At 47.0% G+C, this 20,372-nt stretch carries 13 protein-coding genes; 11 read left to right on the forward strand and 2 right to left on the reverse strand.

The genetic code is table 11. The features are described 5' to 3' along the window. Positions 1-11: 11 nt before the first annotated feature. Positions 12-1,358, forward strand: a complete 1,347-nt coding sequence (locus AC0LWN_RS09440) for a TolC family protein (protein ID WP_474664572.1) — start codon at positions 12-14, stop codon at positions 1,356-1,358. A 213-nt stretch (positions 1,359-1,571) separates the two neighbouring features. Here AC0LWN_RS09440 and AC0LWN_RS09445 read toward each other — a convergent pair whose 3' ends face one another. Then, the gene (locus AC0LWN_RS09445) at positions 1,572-2,126 is read right to left on the reverse strand and encodes a TetR/AcrR family transcriptional regulator (protein WP_474664574.1); all 555 of its coding nucleotides are present in this window, start codon (positions 2,124-2,126) and stop codon (positions 1,572-1,574) included. 170 nt (positions 2,127-2,296) lie between these two features. Here AC0LWN_RS09445 and AC0LWN_RS09450 point away from each other — a divergent pair, with 170 nt between their 5' ends. The 8 genes from AC0LWN_RS09450 to AC0LWN_RS09485 all read left to right on the forward strand — a co-directional run bounded on the left by AC0LWN_RS09450 (position 2,297) and on the right by AC0LWN_RS09485 (position 16,185). Continuing rightward, positions 2,297-3,820 (forward strand): NAD-dependent epimerase/dehydratase family protein, encoded by a 1,524-nt coding sequence (locus tag AC0LWN_RS09450; RefSeq protein ID WP_474664576.1) that lies wholly within the window; start codon positions 2,297-2,299, stop codon positions 3,818-3,820. 109 nt (positions 3,821-3,929) lie between these two features. Further along, positions 3,930-5,132 (forward strand): helix-turn-helix domain-containing protein, encoded by a 1,203-nt coding sequence (locus AC0LWN_RS09455; RefSeq protein WP_474664578.1) that lies wholly within the window; start codon positions 3,930-3,932, stop codon positions 5,130-5,132. A 109-nt stretch (positions 5,133-5,241) separates the two neighbouring features. After that, the gene (locus tag AC0LWN_RS09460; RefSeq protein ID WP_474664580.1) at positions 5,242-7,677 is read left to right on the forward strand and encodes a glycoside hydrolase family 3 C-terminal domain-containing protein; all 2,436 of its coding nucleotides are present in this window, start codon (positions 5,242-5,244) and stop codon (positions 7,675-7,677) included. A 13-nt stretch (positions 7,678-7,690) separates the two neighbouring features. Continuing rightward, complete coding sequence (locus tag AC0LWN_RS09465) at positions 7,691-9,166, forward strand: MFS transporter (RefSeq protein WP_474664582.1); 1,476 nt, start codon at positions 7,691-7,693, stop codon at positions 9,164-9,166. Then, positions 9,159-11,705, forward strand: coding sequence for an alpha-L-rhamnosidase (locus AC0LWN_RS09470; RefSeq protein WP_474664584.1), 2,547 nt, complete (start codon positions 9,159-9,161; stop codon positions 11,703-11,705). Before AC0LWN_RS09465 ends, AC0LWN_RS09470 begins: the two co-directional genes overlap by 8 nt. A gap of 202 nt (positions 11,706-11,907) precedes the next feature. Then, entirely contained in the window at positions 11,908-13,125 is a 1,218-nt protein-coding gene (locus tag AC0LWN_RS09475) for a sensor histidine kinase (protein WP_474664586.1), read from the forward strand. Beyond that, the gene (locus AC0LWN_RS09480; RefSeq protein WP_474664588.1) at positions 13,122-13,775 is read left to right on the forward strand and encodes a response regulator; all 654 of its coding nucleotides are present in this window, start codon (positions 13,122-13,124) and stop codon (positions 13,773-13,775) included. Before AC0LWN_RS09475 ends, AC0LWN_RS09480 begins: the two co-directional genes overlap by 4 nt. Before the next feature lie 181 nt (positions 13,776-13,956). Continuing rightward, the gene (locus AC0LWN_RS09485) at positions 13,957-16,185 is read left to right on the forward strand and encodes an MMPL family transporter (protein WP_474664590.1); all 2,229 of its coding nucleotides are present in this window, start codon (positions 13,957-13,959) and stop codon (positions 16,183-16,185) included. Between the two features lie 167 nt (positions 16,186-16,352). Here the strand turns inward: AC0LWN_RS09485 and AC0LWN_RS09490 are convergent, their stop codons facing one another. Further along, the gene (locus tag AC0LWN_RS09490) at positions 16,353-17,591 is read right to left on the reverse strand and encodes a helix-turn-helix domain-containing protein (RefSeq protein WP_474664592.1); all 1,239 of its coding nucleotides are present in this window, start codon (positions 17,589-17,591) and stop codon (positions 16,353-16,355) included. 79 nt (positions 17,592-17,670) lie between these two features. On the opposite strand from AC0LWN_RS09490, the gene AC0LWN_RS09495 reads away from it, so the two are divergent. Further along, positions 17,671-19,284 carry a methyl-accepting chemotaxis protein gene (locus AC0LWN_RS09495; protein WP_474664594.1) on the forward strand — a complete coding sequence of 538 codons (1,614 nt, stop codon included), beginning with the start codon at positions 17,671-17,673 and terminating at the stop codon, positions 19,282-19,284. Between the two features lie 80 nt (positions 19,285-19,364). Continuing rightward, positions 19,365-20,333, forward strand: coding sequence for an NAD-dependent epimerase/dehydratase family protein (locus tag AC0LWN_RS09500; protein WP_474664596.1), 969 nt, complete (start codon positions 19,365-19,367; stop codon positions 20,331-20,333). Positions 20,334-20,372: the final 39 nt, after the last annotated feature.

The following is a 20,372-nucleotide window of genomic DNA, read 5'->3' on the forward strand; positions in this document are numbered from 1 at the left end:
GAGGTAAGAGTATGAATAAAAATTTGCTGTCAGCATCACTGGCTTTATTGCTCTTCATCTCGGTGCTACCGCCGGCGCTCGCTGCAGATAATGAGGCACAGGCTGTTACGGCGGACGGGAAAGAGGCGACTGTGGATAAGCGGCTTCCGTCCACTTTTGTCAGTAATCCAAGGGAGCTGATCGGGCTGGACCGTCTCAATTTGCAGACCGTACTGTCACGCGCGGTTGGCAGTTCGTTTAACCTGTCCCTTTTGCAGCTGAAGAATGCGGCTCTGATCACCCAGCAGAAGGATTACAATGCACAAATGCAAGGTCTGGAGTTCACCAAAAAGGGAACCTATACCCTTCCGGCCACGCCCGAGAGCATCCTTGGGAATGAAAAATACGGGATTCCTGCGGATGCCGAGCCTGGGCAACTGTTCTGGATAGGGCCGGTGCTGGAGACGAATACCGTGTTTAACAGCTTGATGTCCGCACAAGTGGAGAGCATGAATGAAATGGTGGCTTCCCAGCGGCTTCAACTGCAGGACGCGGTGAAAAAGCTCGAACAGGAGAAGCTGGATTCACCACTTAATCTGGAAGAGACCATACAGGGAATCAAGCTGCAGGTCACCGGTCAATATATTCAGCTTCTGTCGCTGAAGCAGCAAGATGAGCTGCAGAAGGAAGGCTATCAGGTACTGGGCAAGGAATTGATCACCCAGGAAATCCTTGTCAAGCAGGGGATGGCGACGGCGGAGAGCTACCGGGACCTTGAGGTGGAGTTCAACAATCAGGGCACAGAGCTGGAAAAAATGCTGGCGAATTACAGGCTGGGACTGCTTCAATTGTCGTTCGATCTCGGCATCAGCTACAATTCCGATATGATTCTGGAGGAAATTCCGCTTCCCGAGGTCAAGCCGGTGGTTCGCAAGAGCACCGAGGACATTCTGGTTCATTCCTACGAGCTGAAACGGCTCTGGAATTCGCTGAATCAAGCCAAGCAGGATCAGAGAACCACATCTGCCCCGAATACGTTCGCCAGGGAGAGCCTGGGCCAAGCCGTACAGATTACCGAGGAACAGATCCGGCAGGCCAAGCTGCAATTGAGCCAAAATATCACTGCCACCTATGCCGAGGCAGAGGATGTTTATCAGCAGCTTGTAGCCGCGCAAAGGGAAGCGAATAAAGCAGCTTCCGATTTGGCCAGCACGAGCAGGAAGGCTGAAGCCGGAAGTGCGGCGCAGCACGATTTAAACAGCGCCCGGTTCAAGGCCCGCCAGGCTGAAGTGAAGGCAGGGCTGCTGCGGCTGCAGTATTTTGGCAGCCTGTGCAAGATTGATGCGATGGAGAAGGGGCTTATCCTTTCTGCCGAATAACGTATGAGACAAATGCAGAGCCCTTCAAAAGAGTTCCCCATATTGTAAGCTGTGGGAGCAGTCTTGAAGGTGTTTTTGCTGGAAGCCACCGGCAAGCTGGTGGTTATGACTTGGGAATAGCAGCTCGATACTCATTAGGGGTGGCTCCATAAGCTTTCTTGATAAGTTGGCTTCGTCGCCAGAGCAACGGTGGGAGCAATAAAAGAATAAGGGCTATAGAGATGACTTGAATGCTGATAAGGAATGGTCGGCCAATGAGAAAATGAGCTGAGCGAGCTCAATGCTTGAAATAGTAAATTCCTCTCGTATCCATTCTTGTATAATTGCTAAACTTCCATTAACTAAATAAGCATAAGTAAACCGTTTCATATTTTCAGGTACGTTAAGCTGAAGGTGGCTATCAATATTCATCAGTATTTCATTAAGCAAACGTTTCGGAAACAACACGTTATCATTTGACTTTATCAACATTACGCTAAACAGATCATCATTTTTCTTAATGTAATCCAAGAACGCCATTATATAAGTAATGCCACTGTTACTAGCTTCGATTTTTTTCAAGTATTCATTGGTATTGTCTATAATCTCCTGTTCTACGCTTTCAAGCAGCTCGTATGCATTCGCATAATGCAAATAGAAAGTAGAGCGATTGATGTCTGCAGTAGTGCATAATTCCTTTACACTTATCTGGCTAATATTTTTTATTTTGAGCAAACTAATTAAGCTCTGCTTCAGGAGCAGCTTGGTTAGTCGTTCTCGTTGATTCATTGCTATTCGCCTCCAATAATATTAAATTTTCATAATAATCGACAGATGTTATGGGACTGTCTATATTGCGCCAAATCACCAATCAACTGATGGTTGTAAAATAGACACTGTGTCTGTATTCTGAAGCTAGGCGAAGCAATTGTCAATATATATATGTGCAGGTGATGAATATGGTAAAGAAGAAGCGCGTCATGATTACAGGTGCCGCGGGCAATATGGGTGGCGAAACATTGAAGTTGATGAGGGACGATTTAGCGAAATGTGAGCTATTGCTCTTTGATTTAGACAATACGAACAGCCGTCAAAAGCTGAAAGAATATGAGGGATTAGACGGTGTTAAGGTAGTCTACGGTGACTTGCTTGACCGTGATTTAGTCTATGAATGTGTGAAGGACGCCGATATCGTACTTCATATAGCAGCCTTTGTATCCCCTGCTGCTGACGAGTTTCCTGAAAGAGCAATGAAGATTAATTATGGATCAGCGAAAAATATCGTCGATTCAATTAAGCAAAGTGGCCGTGAAAAGGAAACGCGCTTTGTGTATATTGGCACAATTGCCGAAACGGGTGACCGTATGCCGCCGATTCATTGGGGGCGTGTGGGTGACCCCCTCAAGCCAAGTGTGTATGATTACTATGCTGTGTCGAAAATTGCCGCTGAGCGTATGGTAATTGAATCAGGACTGAGCTATTGGGTGAGCCTCCGCCAAACAGGGATCATGGGTCCTCAAATGAGCAAGATACAAGATCCTATTATGTTCCATAACTGTCTGGAGAATGTGCTTGAATACGTGTCAGATCGTGATTCGGGACGTTTAATGAGGAACCTGTGCATCTTGGATATTGACGGAACATTAAATGAAGAATTTTGGCAGCATATTTACAACATTGGCGGGGGAGAAAGATGCCGTGTCAGTACCCTTGAAATGTATCAGGTGCTGTACGGCAAGCTCGGTATTACGAATCTCGACCATGTGATTGATCCTAAATGGTATGCAACGCGGAATTTTCACGGACAATACTATTTGGACTCTGACAAGCTAGAGGATTATTTACATTTCCGGCGGGATTCTATGAATTATTTCTATCAAAGCTATCTTGATAATCTGGGCGCGCTTGTACCTGTAGCGAAGGTCATCACGAAGCTGCCCGGAGGTCAAAAATTTATGGGTGCAATGATTAAGCGGACGATGAAAAAGCAAGCTGTGAAGGAGCGTGGAACGTTACGTTTTATCGAAGATAATGACATTGATAAAATAGACGCTTACTGGGGCAGTAAGAAAAACTGGGAGGCCATTCCCGCAAAGTTGTCTGACATGAAGAAATTTACCAATTGGAGTAAGGCTATCAAGCTCGACCACGGCTACGATGAAGAAAAGCCAGCGTCACAGTTAAATCTTGAGGATATCAAGGGTGCTGCGAAATTCCGCGGTGGGGAATGTCTTTCAACGGACATGACAACGGGCGATTGGACGAGCAAGCTTGATTTCAAATGTGCGTTTGGCCATACCTTTAGTGCTAGTCCGAAGCTTGTGCTGGAAGGCGGACATTTTTGCCCGCACTGTGAACGCGAAAGCTGGAACTATAAAGAACGCGCGAAGCGTGAGCCGTTTTTTGCACAGGTATGGAACCCGCTTCATGGGAAGGACGACGGCAAAATGTATAAGAAAATCGTATCAGAATTAGATATATAAGCATCTATTTTAAGGAAACAATTAATTTAATGATTATAAATTACGAAGCTTGTCCTTAGGGGACAGGCTTTTCGTTGATATAAGTGTGTGATGAAAATGAGGTGATGCAATGCTGCCGAAGGATATGAGCTTTATAATGGAATCCTTCTACAATATTACGGGACTGCCCGTACGCTATTATGAGAATGAGGTACTTATCCGGATTCTGCCAAGTGTTCAACCGCAATTGGACCCGCTGGGTAAAGTCTTGTCCTCCCTGCAAGAGGATGAGAATGCTGTCAGTTATCATGTAACTGAAGATTTTCTGTTTTATGGCAAGGTTAATAACGTTGATGCCAAGGGTAAATTTGTATTTGGTCCAGGCTACTTTACACCGTTATCCCGGAATCATATATCCAGGATCATGATTAATTCCACGATTTCTCATCAATACATCACAGAATTCACTGAATTCATAACCAAAATTCCTTCGATTTCCTTCGAAGGTTTTTTAAACGCGATATGTTTTTTTAATTTTACGCTTACGCGGAAAAGAGTAACTGTCGAGATGCTGCTGATGACGGGCAACCGGTTCAACAGCTTCGCTGCTGACATCAAAACTAGTCTGTCAAAAGGTTTATATGACGCTGAGGAGCCAACCTTTCATGATACCTATCATCTGGAGCAGCAAATTATCGCTTATGTGCGGGGCGGAGACACTGAACGGCTTGCCGAATTATTTGAAAACTCTGTTCGAGGCAAGGGTGGACCGGTTGCAAAGGATGCGCTGCGCCAGGAAAAAATTATTTTTATCACCAGTGTCACGCTGGTTACCCGTGCGGCTATAGAGGGGGGACTGGATATCGAAACGGCATACCATCTCAGCGATACGTACATTCAGCAATCGGAAAGCATGTCTCAACTGGATTCTCTTTCCTTGCTTCGACAGCAGATGGTTTTGGATTTTGCCGACAGAGTTGCAAAGAACAAAGTTCCTCCGCAGGCTTCCTTCATCACCATTGAATGCATTCAATTTATTAAGAAAAATATCAACTCTCTCCTTCTGGTTCATAACATTGCCCGTGATCTCGGTGTAACTGTTTCCTATATATCCAGGAAATTCAAGGCAGATATGGGGGTTAGCTTGAGTGCATATATTATTAAACTAAAGATGGAAGAAGCCAAAAATTTGTTGGCGTTCTCCGATAAGACGCTGAGTGAAATCAGTAATTACCTTTGTTTCTCATCACAGAGCTATTTTCAGAATCTGTTCAAAAAATATGAAGGGAAGACCCCCTTAAGATACAGGAATTCTTTCAGAAATCATACATAGAGAAATCATTAGCATCAAGTTCATGGATTGCAATTATGTACATGAGATTACAATACGATTTGATTGAAATGACGTAGACTGATTAAGAAATTACTGCAAGGAGGAAACAATGAACAAAACAAGTGAACTTCTAAGCATGCTGACGATTGAGGAGAAGGCTGCGCTGCTTGAAGGTATTGATTCATGGAATACCAATGCCGTTCCGCGTCTGAGCATCCCTAAGCTCTTTCTGACCGACGGCCCTCATGGGCTGCGCAAGGTAAGAACGGTCAATGGCGGGTTTGGTGTTTCCGATAATGCACACTCTACAGCATTTCCCACTTCAGCTACGGTTGCATCGTCATGGAATCCCGAGCATGCGCATCGCATGGGGGAAGCTATTGCCGAGGAATGCATCACCGAAGAGGTGGACGTGCTGCTTGCACCGGGCGTCAATATTAAACGCAGCCCGCTCTGTGGACGCAACTTCGAATATTATTCGGAAGACCCGCTCGTTTCCGGCAAGTTCGGTGCGGCTTTCGTGCAAGGTGTCCAGAGCAAGGGGGTTGGCTGCAGTGTCAAACATTTTGCCGCCAATTCCAATGAGAATTACCGCTTTGTAGGGAACAGTGTCGTCGATGAACGCGCACTCCGTGAGATTTATCTCCGTGCCTTTGAAAGCGTTATAAAAGAGGCCAAGCCCTACACTGTAATGTGTTCGTACAATCAATTAAACGGTACATTTGCCTCCCAGAACAAACGTCTGCTGACAACAATTTTGCGTGATGAATGGGGCTTTGACGGGGTGGTGATGACGGACTGGGGGGCAACCTGCGACCGTGTCGAGGGGGTGCTGGCGGGATGTGATCTCGATATGCCGGGCGGCGTGTGGCACAACCGGAAATCAGTCATTGAAGCGGCTAAGAACGGAAAACTGCCGATGAACAAGCTTGATCAATCGGTTGCGAGAATGCTAAAGCTGGTAGATCAATGCACGTCCAAAAAGTCTAGCAGCAGCTATGATCCTGAGAAGCACGCACAGCTATCTTGCGAGATTGCCAAGGATGGCGCCGTGCTTCTCAAAAACGATGGGATCCTGCCGCTGACCGGAAATGAAAAATTGCTTGTTGTAGGAGAAATGTTCGAAAAAATGCGTTATCAGGGGGCTGGATCGTCGCTGATCAACCCTCCTAAAGTGATTACGCCCAAGAATGCATTTGACCATCGGGGCATTTCATACAGATATGAAAAAGGGTTTCGCTGCTTCTACACGGAACGTGATGCCGCCTTGGAGCAGGCTGCGCTGGATGCCGCGAAGCAGGCGGATACGATCCTGTTCTTCGGAGGTCTTTCCGATTTCGAGGAAAGCGAAGGCTTCGACCGCGAGCATATGAAAATGGGCGACAACCAGACCGGGCTATTACGGGCGCTCATCCAAACCGGAAAGAAGGTTGTGCTTGTCCTGTTCGCGGGTGCTCCGGTGGAGCTGCCGTTCTGGGACGGAATATCGGCACTGCTGAATATGTATTTACCCGGAATGTATGGAGGCGAAGCAGCGGCGGCCTTGTTGTACGGAGAAGTGACTCCATCCGGCAAGCTGGCGGAGAGCTGGCCGATGCATGTAGAGGATACAAGCTGTTATGCCGATTACAACCGCGGTGATGTTTCGAAATACTATGAGAGCATTTATGTCGGATACCGATTCTATGAAAAATCCGGAACGAAGCTGCGTTTTCCTTTCGGTTACGGATTGTCATACACCTCGTTTCAATACAGCAGCCTGTCCGTCAGTGAGCAGGACGGACAAATTATCGTTACAGCCGATCTGACAAATACCGGCATTTGCGCTGGCGCTGAGGTCGTTCAGCTATATGTGCGGAATAACCAGAGCCAGGTATTCAAAGCGGAGAAGGAACTCCGCGCCTTTACTAAAGTGTTTCTGGCTGCAGGCGAGACCCGGACCATCAGTATGACGTTCAACCGGGAGGATTTGTCTTACTGGAATGTCAAGCAGCAACGCTGGGTGCTGGAGAACGGAACTTATGGCATTGCCGTGGCAGCTTCAGCTGCCGATATCCGCTTAACGGCACAGCTACACGTAACAAACGCGGAGGAGGTTGACAGCCCCTATTCTGTTGAAGTTGCGACGGTCTATGCCAACCCGCCACAGAGCATCACGTCAGCCTTTGAGAAATTGGCCGGCTATACGCTTACAGAAGCGAAAGCGAATACTTCCTTGACGCTTGAATCCCAGCTTCGTGACTTCAAGCGATCAGTAATGGGACGCATACTGTATAAGGGAGTAATGCATGTGATCCAGAAGGAGTATAAGAAGGCGCTAGCTATGCCGGATTCGCTGGAACGCGACACCCGGCTGAAAAATTCCCATTTTGTTGTGAAAATGATGCCATATAACTCCATTCGTTCCATGTGTATGTCATCAGGCGGACAGTTCACGTATCAGACGGGCATAGGCTTTGTCGAATTGGCAAACGGCCGTTTCCTTCGTGGAATAAAGGCTTTTATAAAAAAGGACAAACCACTTCCGTTTCCAGGTGATAAATAAGGAGAGTTTGCGCATGAACCGTTTGAAAGCGATTTTTCAGTCCGATGGACTGAACTCCCGGGTAACCACCCGGGATACCAATGCGAAAGAGCGCTGGCTGGGTTATCTGATCGGCCCTGCTGGCGCCTTGCTTCTGAATGCAGTACTGGCCAGCTATTTGAATGTTTATTATACGGACGTGCTCGGTTTGACTTCATTAGGCGGCGGAGTGTTTCTTGTTATATTCCCGATTGTATCCAAAATCCTCGATGCAATAGCAAATTTCGTTATGGGTTACATTATTGACCGGACCAGAACCAGACAAGGGAAAGCGAGGCCGTTTCTGCTATTGTCCGCTCCCCTCATGTGCATTGCCGGCATTCTTTTATTTCTGGTTCCGCAAGCAGACGCGAAGATACAAGTCATATGGATTCTGTTGTCCTACAATCTGTACTATTCCATTGCTTTCACGACCTATAACGTCGGTCATAATTTGATGGTTCCGCTCTCCACCCGTGACAGCATCCAGCGTGGCAAGCTTTCCGTGTTCAGCCAGATTTCAACGATTATGATGAGTGGAATTATCGTCGCACTGATCTTCCCGATGGCCATTTTGCCGATCATCGGAGTGGACAAGAGCCGCTGGATCGTGGTGATGTGTATTATTTCCATCGCCGTCCTGCCGCTGACCCTCCTTGAATACTTCTTTACCAAGGAACGCGTAACGGCTGAGAGCGCAGGCGAGAACATGGAAGGAAATGAAACGAAGCTGCCGTTCCGCACCCAGCTCAAGGCCATTGTAACTGACCGTTATATGTTGATTATTCTGAGCTACTTCTTGATTTATACCTTTGGAGTCTGCTTGAAAAACCTGAGTCTGGTCTATTACTGCAACTACGTGCTGGGTACGTATAACGACGGCGTTACACAGACGTTAATCTCCGTGGTGGGGGGTGTTCCGCTGGGAATTGGCATTTTTGCCGTATGGCCGCTAGCCAAAAAATTCGGCAAACGGAATGTCACCCTGCTCGGATTTGTGTTGGTGGGCATAGGCAGCGCCATCTGCTGGATGTTTCCGACCAGCATGCCAATAGTGCTGACGGGACAATTCATCAAAAATCTGGGCTTCCTGCCGAGCGCCTATATATTCATGGCTCTATTCGCCGATACACTGGACCATATGGAATGGAAGGTCCGGTTCCGTTGTGACGGCATTGCGATGTCTATCTATACCACAATCGCGGTCACGATGGGAGGATTATGCACTGGGATTTTCAATGGCATGCTGTCATTTGCGGGCTATGTTGCTCCGTTCTATGACCCGTCGGGAGAATTGGTCAGTGTGCAGCCGGAAGCAGTCCAACACACGATTACCTTTGCCTTTGTCGGTTTTGAAACTCTTACTAGCATCATTTTGATCGCTTTGCTTTTCTTTTTAAATGTGGAGAAGGGTCTGGGAGCTAAACAGAAGGAAATGCAAGAACGCCGGGAGGAACATACCTATGCTTAAAATAGCCAGTTTGAAGATAGAGGGCCTTACTGAAGGCTGTATTACGGACAGAAGACCTAATATCTCCTTTGCACTTGATTCAGACACAAGAAGAGAGAAATTGCTAAAAGCAGTGATTACGGTTGGGGACTGGAAGCGTGAAACAACGGATCAGGTCAATAATCTATATGGCGGCGAGCTGAAACCGTTTACGACATACCGTGTTCATGTTATCGCAACGGGTGCAAGCGGACAGACCGCTGAAGCGGAGGCGGCTTTTGAAACCGGGCGGTTGGATACCCGTTGGAAAGCCAAATGGATCACCGACGGAAGCTATGATTTTCCCAAAAAGCTGTCGCCTGCTCCAATGACATTCCGCCGCACGTTCCAGATCAATAAGCCGGTACGCCGTGCATGGATTAACGCAACCGCGCTTGGCGTCTATGAGCTGATGCTCAACGAAAGCAAAGCCGGTAAGGATTACTTTGCTCCGGGCTTCACCTCCTACGATTATCAGATTCAATATCAGACTTACGACGTAACCGGCTCTCTTGATGCAGATAATACACTGGTTGCCGTTGTTGCAGGAGGATGGGCTGCCGGCTCGTTTAACTACAACCGGAAAAGCAAGATCAGCGCGGACCGGCAGGCTTTTCTCTGTGAGCTGCATCTTGAATATGAGGATGGAACGCACGATATCGTCTGCACGGACGAATCCTGGCAAGTCTCGGAGGAAGGCAACTACCGCATGGCCGAATGGTATGACGGAGAAACATACGACGCTACAGTCAGTTTGGAACAAATTGCTTGGAAGCGGTCTACATTGACCGCTCCGCGCAAGAATCCCATCTTGCTGGCGCAGTATGGTGATCCGGTCCGGGTCCAGGAGGTGATGAAGCCGATTGCCCAGAGCGTGTCGCCGAGCGGTGAAATCATCTACGATTTCGGGCAGAATTTTGCCGGCGTCATTTCTGCCAAACTACGCGGGAAGCATCGTCAGGAGGTCGTCTTCCGTCATGCCGAGGTGCTTGTGGATGGCGAGCTGTTCGTTAAATCTCTGCGTACCGCGAAAGCTGCAGCCACTTATATTTGTACGGACGGTGATCAGACCTACTCTCCACGCTTAACGTACATGGGATTCCGCTACGTTGGTGTGAGGGGAATCAGCCCCGGGGAGTTAGAGTTGTCGGCGCTGGTGCTGCATTCGGATTTTGAGGAAATCAGTGAGTTTGAATGCTCGAATGAGCTGATCAATCAATTGCACAGCAACATTCGCTGGGGGGGCAAATCCAACTTCATTGACATTCCTACCGACTGCCCGCAGCGGGACGAGCGTCAGGGCTGGACCGGCGATATTGCCGTCTTTGCCCGGACCGCCTGCTACAATTTTGATCTGAGCCGTTTCTTCGACAAATGGCTGATGGATATGCGGGCAGAGCAGGCTCCCGGAGGCGGTCTTCCTATGGTGATTCCGCGCGCCGGCGACTTTTGGCCGAAGATGGCCACATCCGCTTGGGGAGACAGTTGCGTTCTGGTCCCTTGGGCAGAATATCTCGCCCGCGGCGATAAGCGCCTGCTGGAGCTGCAATATCCGACCATCAAGAAATTCCTGAAAGCGGCCAAATGGTGGTCGGAGTTTCTCGCATTTACACCCAGCAGCCGCCATGTATGGCGCTTCCCGTTCCACTTTGGAGACTGGTGCGCACCTGACGAAACGGCCAGGCAGTGGCTCCAGAAAGGAAAATGGGTTGGTACCGCTTATTTTGCAAATTCCTGCGGGTTAGCCGCCCAAATTGCCGATCTGCTCGGCCACGAACAGGATGCGGTCAACTACCGTGAACTGCAATCCAGGATTACCCAGGCCTATCGCAAGGTCTTCACCGACGGCAAAGGTAATCTGAAGAAGGAATTCCAGACCGCCTATGTCCTTCCGCTTCATTTCAATATGACGGAAGGCAAGGAAACGGCGGTCATGGCCGATAATCTCGTCCGTCTTGTCCGGGATGCGGGCAACAAGCTGACCACAGGCTTCACCGGGACACCTTATTTGCTGTTTGCGTTATCAGACCATGGGTATGCGGATAAGGCTTACGATCTGCTTCTTCAGGAGGGCTGCCCTTCCTGGCTGTACGAAGTCAAAGCCGGGGGAACGACCATATGGGAACGCTGGGATGCGCTCCGCCCGGACGGCACGGTGAATATAGGTGACCTCAGCGGCAACAAATCTGATGAACAATCCGGTGGGGGAATGGTCTCCTTCAATCATTATGCCAATGGCGCAGTTGGTGATTGGTTATACAGACGTATGGTCGGCCTGGAGCCGACCAGCGGAGGGTATCGGACATTCCAGGTTGAACCCGTCATAGGCGGAGGGATTACTTCAGCCAAGGGGAGCATCAAAACCCCCTATGGCCGGGCTTCTTCGGAATGGAGCATAGAAGAAAATAGATTTACCATTCACGTACAAGTGCCTGTATCAACCGAATGCACACTTGTCATGCCGAGTGGGAAGAAGCACATCCTAGAGAGTGGAAGCTTTGAGTTCACTTGTGAAATCTAAAATATCAGGAGCTGCAGTTGCCATCAGGGATCTGCAGCTATCTTTTTATGCGTTTAACCTTGCGTTTTTGTTGACGGACTGGCTTGTGACTTCCCTTTAGTACAAGCGACGATGCCCTTTAGTACGATTCTATAGTAACTGAACTGTAGTACAATCGTGATTAGTCATTTGACAATATAAAGTAACGCTAAGGGGAGATGAGATGAAGATTCTAAAGATATTTAAAACAAACAGAGAACTTCAAGAGCAAGTCATAGATGAAATGATGGTTGCTCGATTTCCTATCCTGCTATGGGTTTCGTTAGTATATGCAGCTTCAATGATACTGCAAAATTTAAATACACTGTATTTGCTCGACAGCCTGATTTTCACTGCCGTATATAGTTTTCATATCATATTGCATTGGAATTTGTACAAAATCACTATATCAAAATCTTGGCTCTATTTTATAATTCAAGGTCTGCTGATTTTTACATGTGCCTTATTAATGCCTGACAGTTCTCCGGCTGTTCTAATCGGTTTGTTTCCAGTATTAATTGGTCAAAGCATAGGCCTCTACTATCAAAAACGAAAAATAACCTTAGTGATCCTTTACTGCGTTTCGATGTTCTTCTATACCATACTTTATTTGGACAATCAATATGAACTTGCTCTTCTAGTTCCCTTGTTTCTTTTAATGCTGATTATTGTGGTTGCATACGCTTCGTTGTTTTTCCAACAGGTTCATGCCCGGATTCGCACACAAACCTTTCTGAAGGATTTGGAAAAGGCTCATAAAAAGGTAGAGGAGCTGACACTTGCAAATGAACGTCAACGTCTGGCGCGGGATCTGCATGATACACTGGCACAAGGGGTAGCGGGAATTATCATGCAGCTTGAAGCAGTCAATGCTCATATTTCTCAAGGAAATATCATAAGATCACAGGAGTTCCTGCAAGTGTCCATGGGCCAGGCCCGAAAAATATTAGCTGAGGCCCGCCTCGCGATAGATAATCTCCGTTCGAAGTCTGCTTCTAAAATAGATTTTGAGGAGGCAGTAACCGATGAAACACGGAGATTCTTTCAAGCGACAGGGATTAATGTCTTTCATCAAGTTAAAATTGTCTCCCACCTGACGGGAACCCTAAGGGAGCATAGTCTGCAAATAATCAGTGAATGCTTGATGAATGTAGCGAAGCATGCTCAAGCAGATAAGGTATGGGTGAATGTTCTTGAACAGAAGAGCAGCATCCAGATCGAAATTAAGGATAACGGGGTAGGGTTCGATACAAGCCTAATCGGAAAAAAAACCGGCCATTACGGCATACTGGGAATGTATGAGCGTGTGCGTTTAATCGGGGGAACAATAACAATCAGGAGTCTGTCTAACGGTACAAGTATTCAAATAGAAGCTCCGATTCATAAAGGAGACAGGATATGAACCCATATAAAATACTGATTGTTGATGACCATCTAGTGGTCAGGGAAGGATTGAAAATGATCTTGGAGACCGATAACCGTTTTAGTATTATCGGCGAAGCGGAGAATGGACAGGTTGCGCTTAGCTTGATCCAGGAGCTTTCTCCCGATGTGATTCTCCTCGATCTAAATATGCCGGTAATGAGCGGGCTGGAGACGCTGAAGGCTCTAAAGGCTAAGCAATGCGGAATTCCCATAATTATTTTAACGACCTACAACGAGGATGAATTAATGGTGAATGCTCTGGCTCTGGGGGCAAAGGGGTATTTGCTGAAAGATACAAGCCGGGACGAGCTATTCCGGACGATTGAGTCTGCAATACGGGGGAGCACTCTTCTGCAATCTGATATTTTGGCTAAAGTCTTAGCAGCCAAGGAACGTATTGAGATGCCAGAAACGAAAGAAGAAGCTTACGTTATCCTCACTGATAAAGAAGTGTTTATTTTGCAATTAGTCGCAAGGGGGTTCAAGAGCAAAGAAATCGCCTTCGATATGGGAATTACGGAAAGGACTGTTAAAGCGCATCTAACCAATATCTATGCCAAACTTGGAGTAGAGTCGCGGTCACAGGCGGTTGTTACTGCCTTGGAGCGGGGCATTCTTCATATCTAAAGGTTTTTTAGAGACATACGGCAGACTACAATCTTCCGTATGTTTTTTTTTGTCCGAATACTGCCCTTTTTTTTCCCAAAAGTACATGTCCCATTCTTCCCCTTGGTACGATTCATATTTCTTTCTTTTCATTTAAACTAAGTGCATAAGAGAGAAAAATAGGATGTCGGGAGGAAATGAAATGGCTAAATATTTGTACCGGCTAGGTCACTGGTCGGCTAGGAATGCAAAGAAAGTAATGCTTGGAGGGCTTGGGGTTCTGCTGGCGGTTGCGTTTCTGGCGTTAACCTTGGGACCGGCGTTTAATGACAACACGTCCATTCCGGGCCTGAAATCCCAAGTAGCGATTGATTTATTGAATAAGGAATTTGCCGGTCCGCAGGAAGATGGGGGACAAACCCGTCTGGTCATCAAAGCTCCGGAAGGACAAAGGTTATCCTCAGAAGCTTCTCAAGTTATCATTAAGAAAACCTTGAAAGAAATTTCGCAGGATAACCAAGTGAAATCTGTTGCGGGTCCTTATGATAACCATTCGCTGAATGCTGACAAGACCATAGCGTATATGGACATAACTTATAAAACACCGGCTGGTGAAGTGACAGATGCTTCCAGAGAACATATCGATTCCGTCGCTGATGGCATGCGCTTCTCAGGCTGGCAGGCTGAACTGACAGGCTCGGCTTATGTTCAGATGAAGATCATGGGACCATCAGAGGTCATCGGTGTGGTCATCGCTTTCCTGGTGCTGTCCATTACATTCAGTTCCTTCCTGCTTGGTGTCCTGCCGATTATCACAGCAGTGGCAGGACTCGGGATTGGATTATTGGGAGTAATGATAGGTACCAATATGATGGATATTCCCTCAACCTCAATGTCGCTCGCAGCCATGCTTGGACTGGCGGTCGGAATAGACTATGCACTCTTTATTGTCTCCAGATACCGCCAGCAATTGGCGGATGGCTATGACAGCTCCGAATCTATCGCCATCGCGAACGCAACAGCAGGGAGCTCTGTTGTCTTTGCAGCCATCACAGTCATTATCGGACTTGCCGGACTTGCCGTAGTGAAGATACCATTCCTGACGGCAATGGGTCTGGCAGGCGCATTCTGTGTATTCATAGCAATGCTTACCTCGATCATCCTGGTTCCCGCTGTGCTCGCAGCAATGGGAGGGCGGATCAGCGCTCAAAGCGTAAATAAATGGCTTAAGCCGCGTAAACGCGGGAACCGTAAAGGCAACCGTCTGGGACACATGGTAACCCGGAAGCCTTGGACAGTGGTCATTCTGGGCGTGATCCTGCTGGGCGCAATTGCCCTGCCTTTTTCTCATATGGAACTTGGTACTTCCGATGACGGGCAAAAGTCAACGGAAAAAACGGAGCGCCGTGCTTATGACCTGCTCTCCGAAGGATATGGTGCAGGCTTTCACAATCCGCTCATAGTTCTGGCTCGTGCAGATGGTGAAGGAGATTTCATGGCTAACGTATCCGGTGCAATAAAAGAACTGCAGAGTCTGCCGAATATAGGGACTGTATCACCGGCCATTCCGGGGCCGTCCGGAAAGGTTGCATTGATCAATATCATTCCTGCAACGGGGCCGCATGACCTTGAAACCACTAAGCTGGTGGATGCAATCAGGGATCAGGCACCGGAGATTCTGGAAAACAACCATGTGGAGTTGATGGTTACCGGCAGTACTGCATTCAATCTTGAAATTTCCCAGAATCTAAACGATGCATTGCCAAAATTCTGTCTGGTGATCATCGGGTTGGCATTTTTCCTGCTGATGCTGGTGTTCCGTTCCCTGCTGGTGCCGGTCAAAGCTGTGCTTGGCTTTATTCTATCACTCGGAGCAACGTTTGGATTTGTGGTCTTTGTAATTCAGGACGGACATTTGGGTAGCCTCTTCGGCTTCTATGGATCAGGTCCAATATTGAACTTCCTGCCTATTATTGTTGTAGGTATTCTGTTCGGCCTTGCAATGGACTATGAGGTCTTCCTGGTCAGCCGGATGCGTGAAGAATTCAAACACACAGGAGATGCAAAACGCGCTGTCCTCGCCGGAATGGGACACAGCGGCGGGGTGGTGACAGCAGCCGGATTGATTATGATCTCCGTATTTACCGGCTTTATGCTGGCAGAAGATCCGATCATTAAGTCGATGGGCTTCGCGCTTGCGTTCGGCATCCTCTTTGATGCATTTGTAGTAAGGCTGCTTATTGTACCTGCCGTTATGACGCTAATGGGTAAATCGGCGTGGTATTTGCCGAAGTGGCTGGACCGGATTCTGCCCAACCTGGATATTGAAGGAGAGTCCGTGATGAAAGAATTGGAACAAAAATCTGCAGGTACAGGGAAACCGCAAGGTAACGATGTTAATCCGGCACTTAAGGGGATTGCAGAGTCTTAAAGGGGAAACATTAATTTGAACAGCCAGCCTTCGGGCTGGCTGTTTTTATGAATGAGCCGAATAGAACTGCTTTTGGTTGATGGTTAGATTGGATTTTTCGAGTATAAAAATACTATATTTCTTTCGTTTATACTATTTGCGAAATATTCAATTCTTTATGATTAATATCAGCTAACATCCAGTGGCTGCTTTTTATCCCGGTAGCGTTTAGGTGTTATCCCGGTATGCTTTTTAAATATTTTTATGAAATAAGACTCGTCATAGTAATTTAATCTTGTCGCAATGGTTGCAATAGGCTCGCTGGTCAAATCAAGCAGTTTTTTGGCTTCATTGATTTTTTCCCGCTGGATGAATTGCTGAATGGTAAAGCCCGTTTCACTTTTAAAGAGCTGAGACAAATAATTTTTATGTAGTCCCGTTAACGTAACTAAAGCCGAGAGATGGATGTGATCGAACAAATGGCTAAATATATACTCCTGGCAAACGGATACGGTTTTGGAGTATTGATTTCTTTTACTGTTGGACACACGTTCCACAAGATCCATTAGAGCATCACTGATTGCCAGCTCAACAGAACGTGTATCAGACAACTCTTCTACATACTGAATATGAAGTATGCCGATGGCGTAGGCTGCTTCCGGATAAAGCCCGCCTTCAATGGCCGCACGGGTTCCAAGGGCTATCGCGCAAATGGCCAGGTTTTTAATATTGCGCAGCCGATTATGCATGCACATAACTCCCGCACCATTAAAGTTGGAGGTTAGCGTCATATTTATAAATGCGCTCTTGTCCCCTTCACGAACGGAATTGAGCATGGTCCTCTCAATGTCGAAGAGACCTTGAAATTCAGCAAATTCTCTCCGTTCAGATATTGCAACCTCTGTAGATTCTTTAGAACGCAAGGATTCATCGGAAATCAGATTTTTTTCTGCAACTTCGTTTAAGTCTAATAAGATTCCATTCATTAGCGAATAGGCCAGAACAGCTAGGTGATAGAGCCGCTTGGTAAGTACAACAGGCAATTGCTGCAAATAGGAGCTGCTCTCCAGCGGGCGGAAAGAGGCGTATTGCAAAGACTTTATCTCATCTTTAGTGAGCGTGTGGGTAATCGAAGGTCCAATCAAGATAATGGCCTCACGTTTATCATTCTGTATAACCGGAATGGAAATATACGATTCCCCGAATTCGGTGGAGCTTATTACCGGTACGTTTGAGCGTTTAGTAGAGTCAAGCAGATATAAGATCTGATCCTGGTCCGGCAACAATGATTCATCAAGATTGTTCCCTGCGAATATGAATTCGTTCTCAGTCCGCAATGAATAAAATACGGGCAACTGAATGCTCTCATACAGCAATTTGCATTTATTACGAATTTCAATTTCCAGATCCAATTGCTGGGTCGTCAAGCGTCGTTCCTCCTGTTCTTTGTGACATATCCAGATAACCTAATAAAAAGATCTGCAGTTAGCGTAAGGGGGAATCGTGATGAATATCCGCAAAAAAATTTTCGTAGCTTTTGGGCTAGTAGTTGTTCTTTTTCTTATAACAATCGGTTTTCTCAACCTGACAATCAGTAATCAAAGCAAAAAGATTATAGCAATAAAGGACAATGAACTTCAATCCTCGTTGATAGCTACCGAGCTGCAGCAGACGTTATCCAATTATCAACTGATGAGCTTGCTTGGAGCTCTAGGGTACAGCCCTCAGGAAAATGTTAACCAGCAGACAGCGCAGCTTTCTAAACTTTTCATCGAAAAAATGCAGCAGTATAGACAGTTAAATCCCGGGTCCGCAAAGGAAACTGCAAATGTATTGCCGCTATTTAAGCAATTTACAGCAGGGAATCAAAAAGCCGGTGAAGAGATCACCCTATTAATATCAGGGCTGAAGGATGCCAATACAAAACGGATTCAGACGGGATTGAACGGGGCTGTTGAATCCAACTGGCTCGCTTTTAAGCAGGCAATGATCTTTCAAGCATTCATCGTTGGCATCGTTATTGTTCTTTGCGTGTTCTTCTCAAGATCTATCACACGTCCGATTCGGCGTCTGATTCAAGCGGCAAGCGTTATCGCAGAAGGTAAGCTGACAGATGCAATCCACATTCATTCAAGGGATGAGTTCGGCACACTGTCTGAAATTTTTGAAACCATGAGGCTAAATCTGGCCCGTTTCGTAGGCGCTTCTCAAAATACAACACTTCTGGTCTTAAGTTCTACGGATAAATTAACCCATACCATGGAGCATTCCGAGCGTTCAATAGATCAAATGAAACATTCCATTCAAGGGATTGAGAGTGGAGCACAGAATCAGCTGCAAAGCACTCAAGAATGCGTTCAGGCTATTGAAGAAATGGCAAAAGGAGTTGCACAAATCACAGCTTCTACCTCCATTGTTGCTGAAAATTCTGTTTTCTCGGAAAAGGAAGCATTAGGCGGGAAGATGTTGATTGATAAGGTCCATGAGCATGCGCTGGAATTGAGGCACACGGTTACAAGCTGTTCCGAATCCTTGAGAGTACTGGAGAAACGGTCCATCTCTATTAGTGAAGTCGTTGACATTATCAAAGCAGTAGCCGCTCAGACCAATCTGCTTGCTCTAAATGCAAGCGTAGAAGCTGCACGTGCTGGTGAATTCGGGAGAGGATTCGCAGTTGTTGCTGCAGAAATCCGGAAGCTGGCTGAGCAGGTAGCCCATTCATCAGATCATATTTGGGAAATTGCTGCCAGCATACAGGAAGAGATGCTGGAAACCGTGAAGCAAATGGAGCACAGTCAACAGCAAGTAATGGAGACAGAGGATTCGATTAAGGAGACCCGTGCTGCTTTTGAAACTATAATGCGTAGAACAATAAGCATTTCCGGAGAAATGCAGGGAATTTCAGCCGCAGCTCAAGAGATGCATGCGGGTACTGAGCAGGTCAAAGCCTCCATAGATAAGCTCGCCGCAATTGCGCATCAGACATACCTGGAAAGTCAGCATGCTGTTGAACAATCCCAATATCAGCATCAAATGGTCAGGGAGAATAACGTATCTACCCGCCAGTTGAATAAAGCTGCTGCAGAATTGCAGGCTACAGTATCCGCATATAAGGTTTAAGTATTCGCCGCGGATTATAAATTAGCAAGAAGTTCAACCAGCAGCTAATAAACCTAAAACATATCAGGAGGGTGACAAGCATGAACAAAGTTTTTGTATTAGGCGGTACCGGATTTCTTGGCTACTATACAACGAAGGAGCTGTTACAACGCGGATATTCAGTCTCTACCATTTCTTTACCGCCTAGTCCGGCAGAAGATTTGCTTCCGCAGGAAGTTGATTGCAGGCTTGGCGATATTACGGCAATGAGTGACGAGGAGGTATTGGCTTTACTGGACGGCTGTTATGCGTTTGTATATGCGGCAGGTGTGGACGAGCGTGTCGTGCCCGATGCTCCGGCTCTGAAATTTTTCTATGAAGCCAATGTCCTCCCCACTCAGCGGCTGGCACGGTTGGCCAAGCAGGCGGGAGTTAAGAAATTTGTGCTGTTCGGTTCTTACTTTGCCCATTTCACTGAAGCTTGGCATGATCTGAATTTGAAGAAAGAGAATGCTTATCCACGAACAAGACTTCTTCAGGAAGAGGTAGCCTTCATGGAAGGTGAAGGGCAAATGGACGTCATGTCTCTCCGGCTGCCTTACATTTTCGGACTTATGCCGGGCAGAACACCATTGTGGAGCGTTTTCGTGGAGCAGGTACGCGGTCAGAGCTTTGTACCGGTGCTAAGCGGCGGAACAGCTATGGTTACTGCACAGCAGGTTGCTGAAGCGGCGGTTGGAGCCATTGAAAACGGAACCCATCGAAGCAGCTATGCCATTTGCGGAATGAATATGAAATTCAAGGATTTCTATCAGATCATTGCCGATGTGCTGGGACAGAAGGAGACTCAGATTGCTGTGCTGCCCCTGGAGCAAATGAAGCCGGCTATGGAGGAAGCGGATGCCCATTCGACCGCAGCCGGTAAAGAACACGGCATTCATCTGGGCTATACGGCAATGATTCAGGACCGGGACGCTTATTTGAATCCGGAAGATACGATGAATGTTCTGAAATTCAAGGAAGCTGATATTCTGGCGGCTATCCGGGAGACGATTGCTGCCTGCGTCTAAGCGGATGACAATGAATACCTAAGCTTAATGACAACGAAT

The organism is Paenibacillus sp. sgz302115 (assembly GCF_056120445.1).

Coding starts and splice junctions, on each gene's coding strand:
- AC0LWN_RS09440 (WP_474664572.1), top strand. CDS start 12: ATGAATAAAAATTTGCTGTCAGCATCACTGGCTTTATTGCTCTTCATC.
- AC0LWN_RS09445 (WP_474664574.1), bottom strand. CDS start 2,126: ATGAATCAACGAGAACGACTAACCAAGCTGCTCCTGAAGCAGAGCTTA.
- AC0LWN_RS09450 (WP_474664576.1), top strand. CDS start 2,297: ATGGTAAAGAAGAAGCGCGTCATGATTACAGGTGCCGCGGGCAATATG.
- AC0LWN_RS09455 (WP_474664578.1), top strand. CDS start 3,930: ATGCTGCCGAAGGATATGAGCTTTATAATGGAATCCTTCTACAATATT.
- AC0LWN_RS09460 (WP_474664580.1), top strand. CDS start 5,242: ATGAACAAAACAAGTGAACTTCTAAGCATGCTGACGATTGAGGAGAAG.
- AC0LWN_RS09465 (WP_474664582.1), top strand. CDS start 7,691: ATGAACCGTTTGAAAGCGATTTTTCAGTCCGATGGACTGAACTCCCGG.
- AC0LWN_RS09470 (WP_474664584.1), top strand. CDS start 9,159: ATGCTTAAAATAGCCAGTTTGAAGATAGAGGGCCTTACTGAAGGCTGT.
- AC0LWN_RS09475 (WP_474664586.1), top strand. CDS start 11,908: ATGAAGATTCTAAAGATATTTAAAACAAACAGAGAACTTCAAGAGCAA.
- AC0LWN_RS09480 (WP_474664588.1), top strand. CDS start 13,122: ATGAACCCATATAAAATACTGATTGTTGATGACCATCTAGTGGTCAGG.
- AC0LWN_RS09485 (WP_474664590.1), top strand. CDS start 13,957: ATGGCTAAATATTTGTACCGGCTAGGTCACTGGTCGGCTAGGAATGCA.
- AC0LWN_RS09495 (WP_474664594.1), top strand. CDS start 17,671: ATGAATATCCGCAAAAAAATTTTCGTAGCTTTTGGGCTAGTAGTTGTT.
- AC0LWN_RS09500 (WP_474664596.1), top strand. CDS start 19,365: ATGAACAAAGTTTTTGTATTAGGCGGTACCGGATTTCTTGGCTACTAT.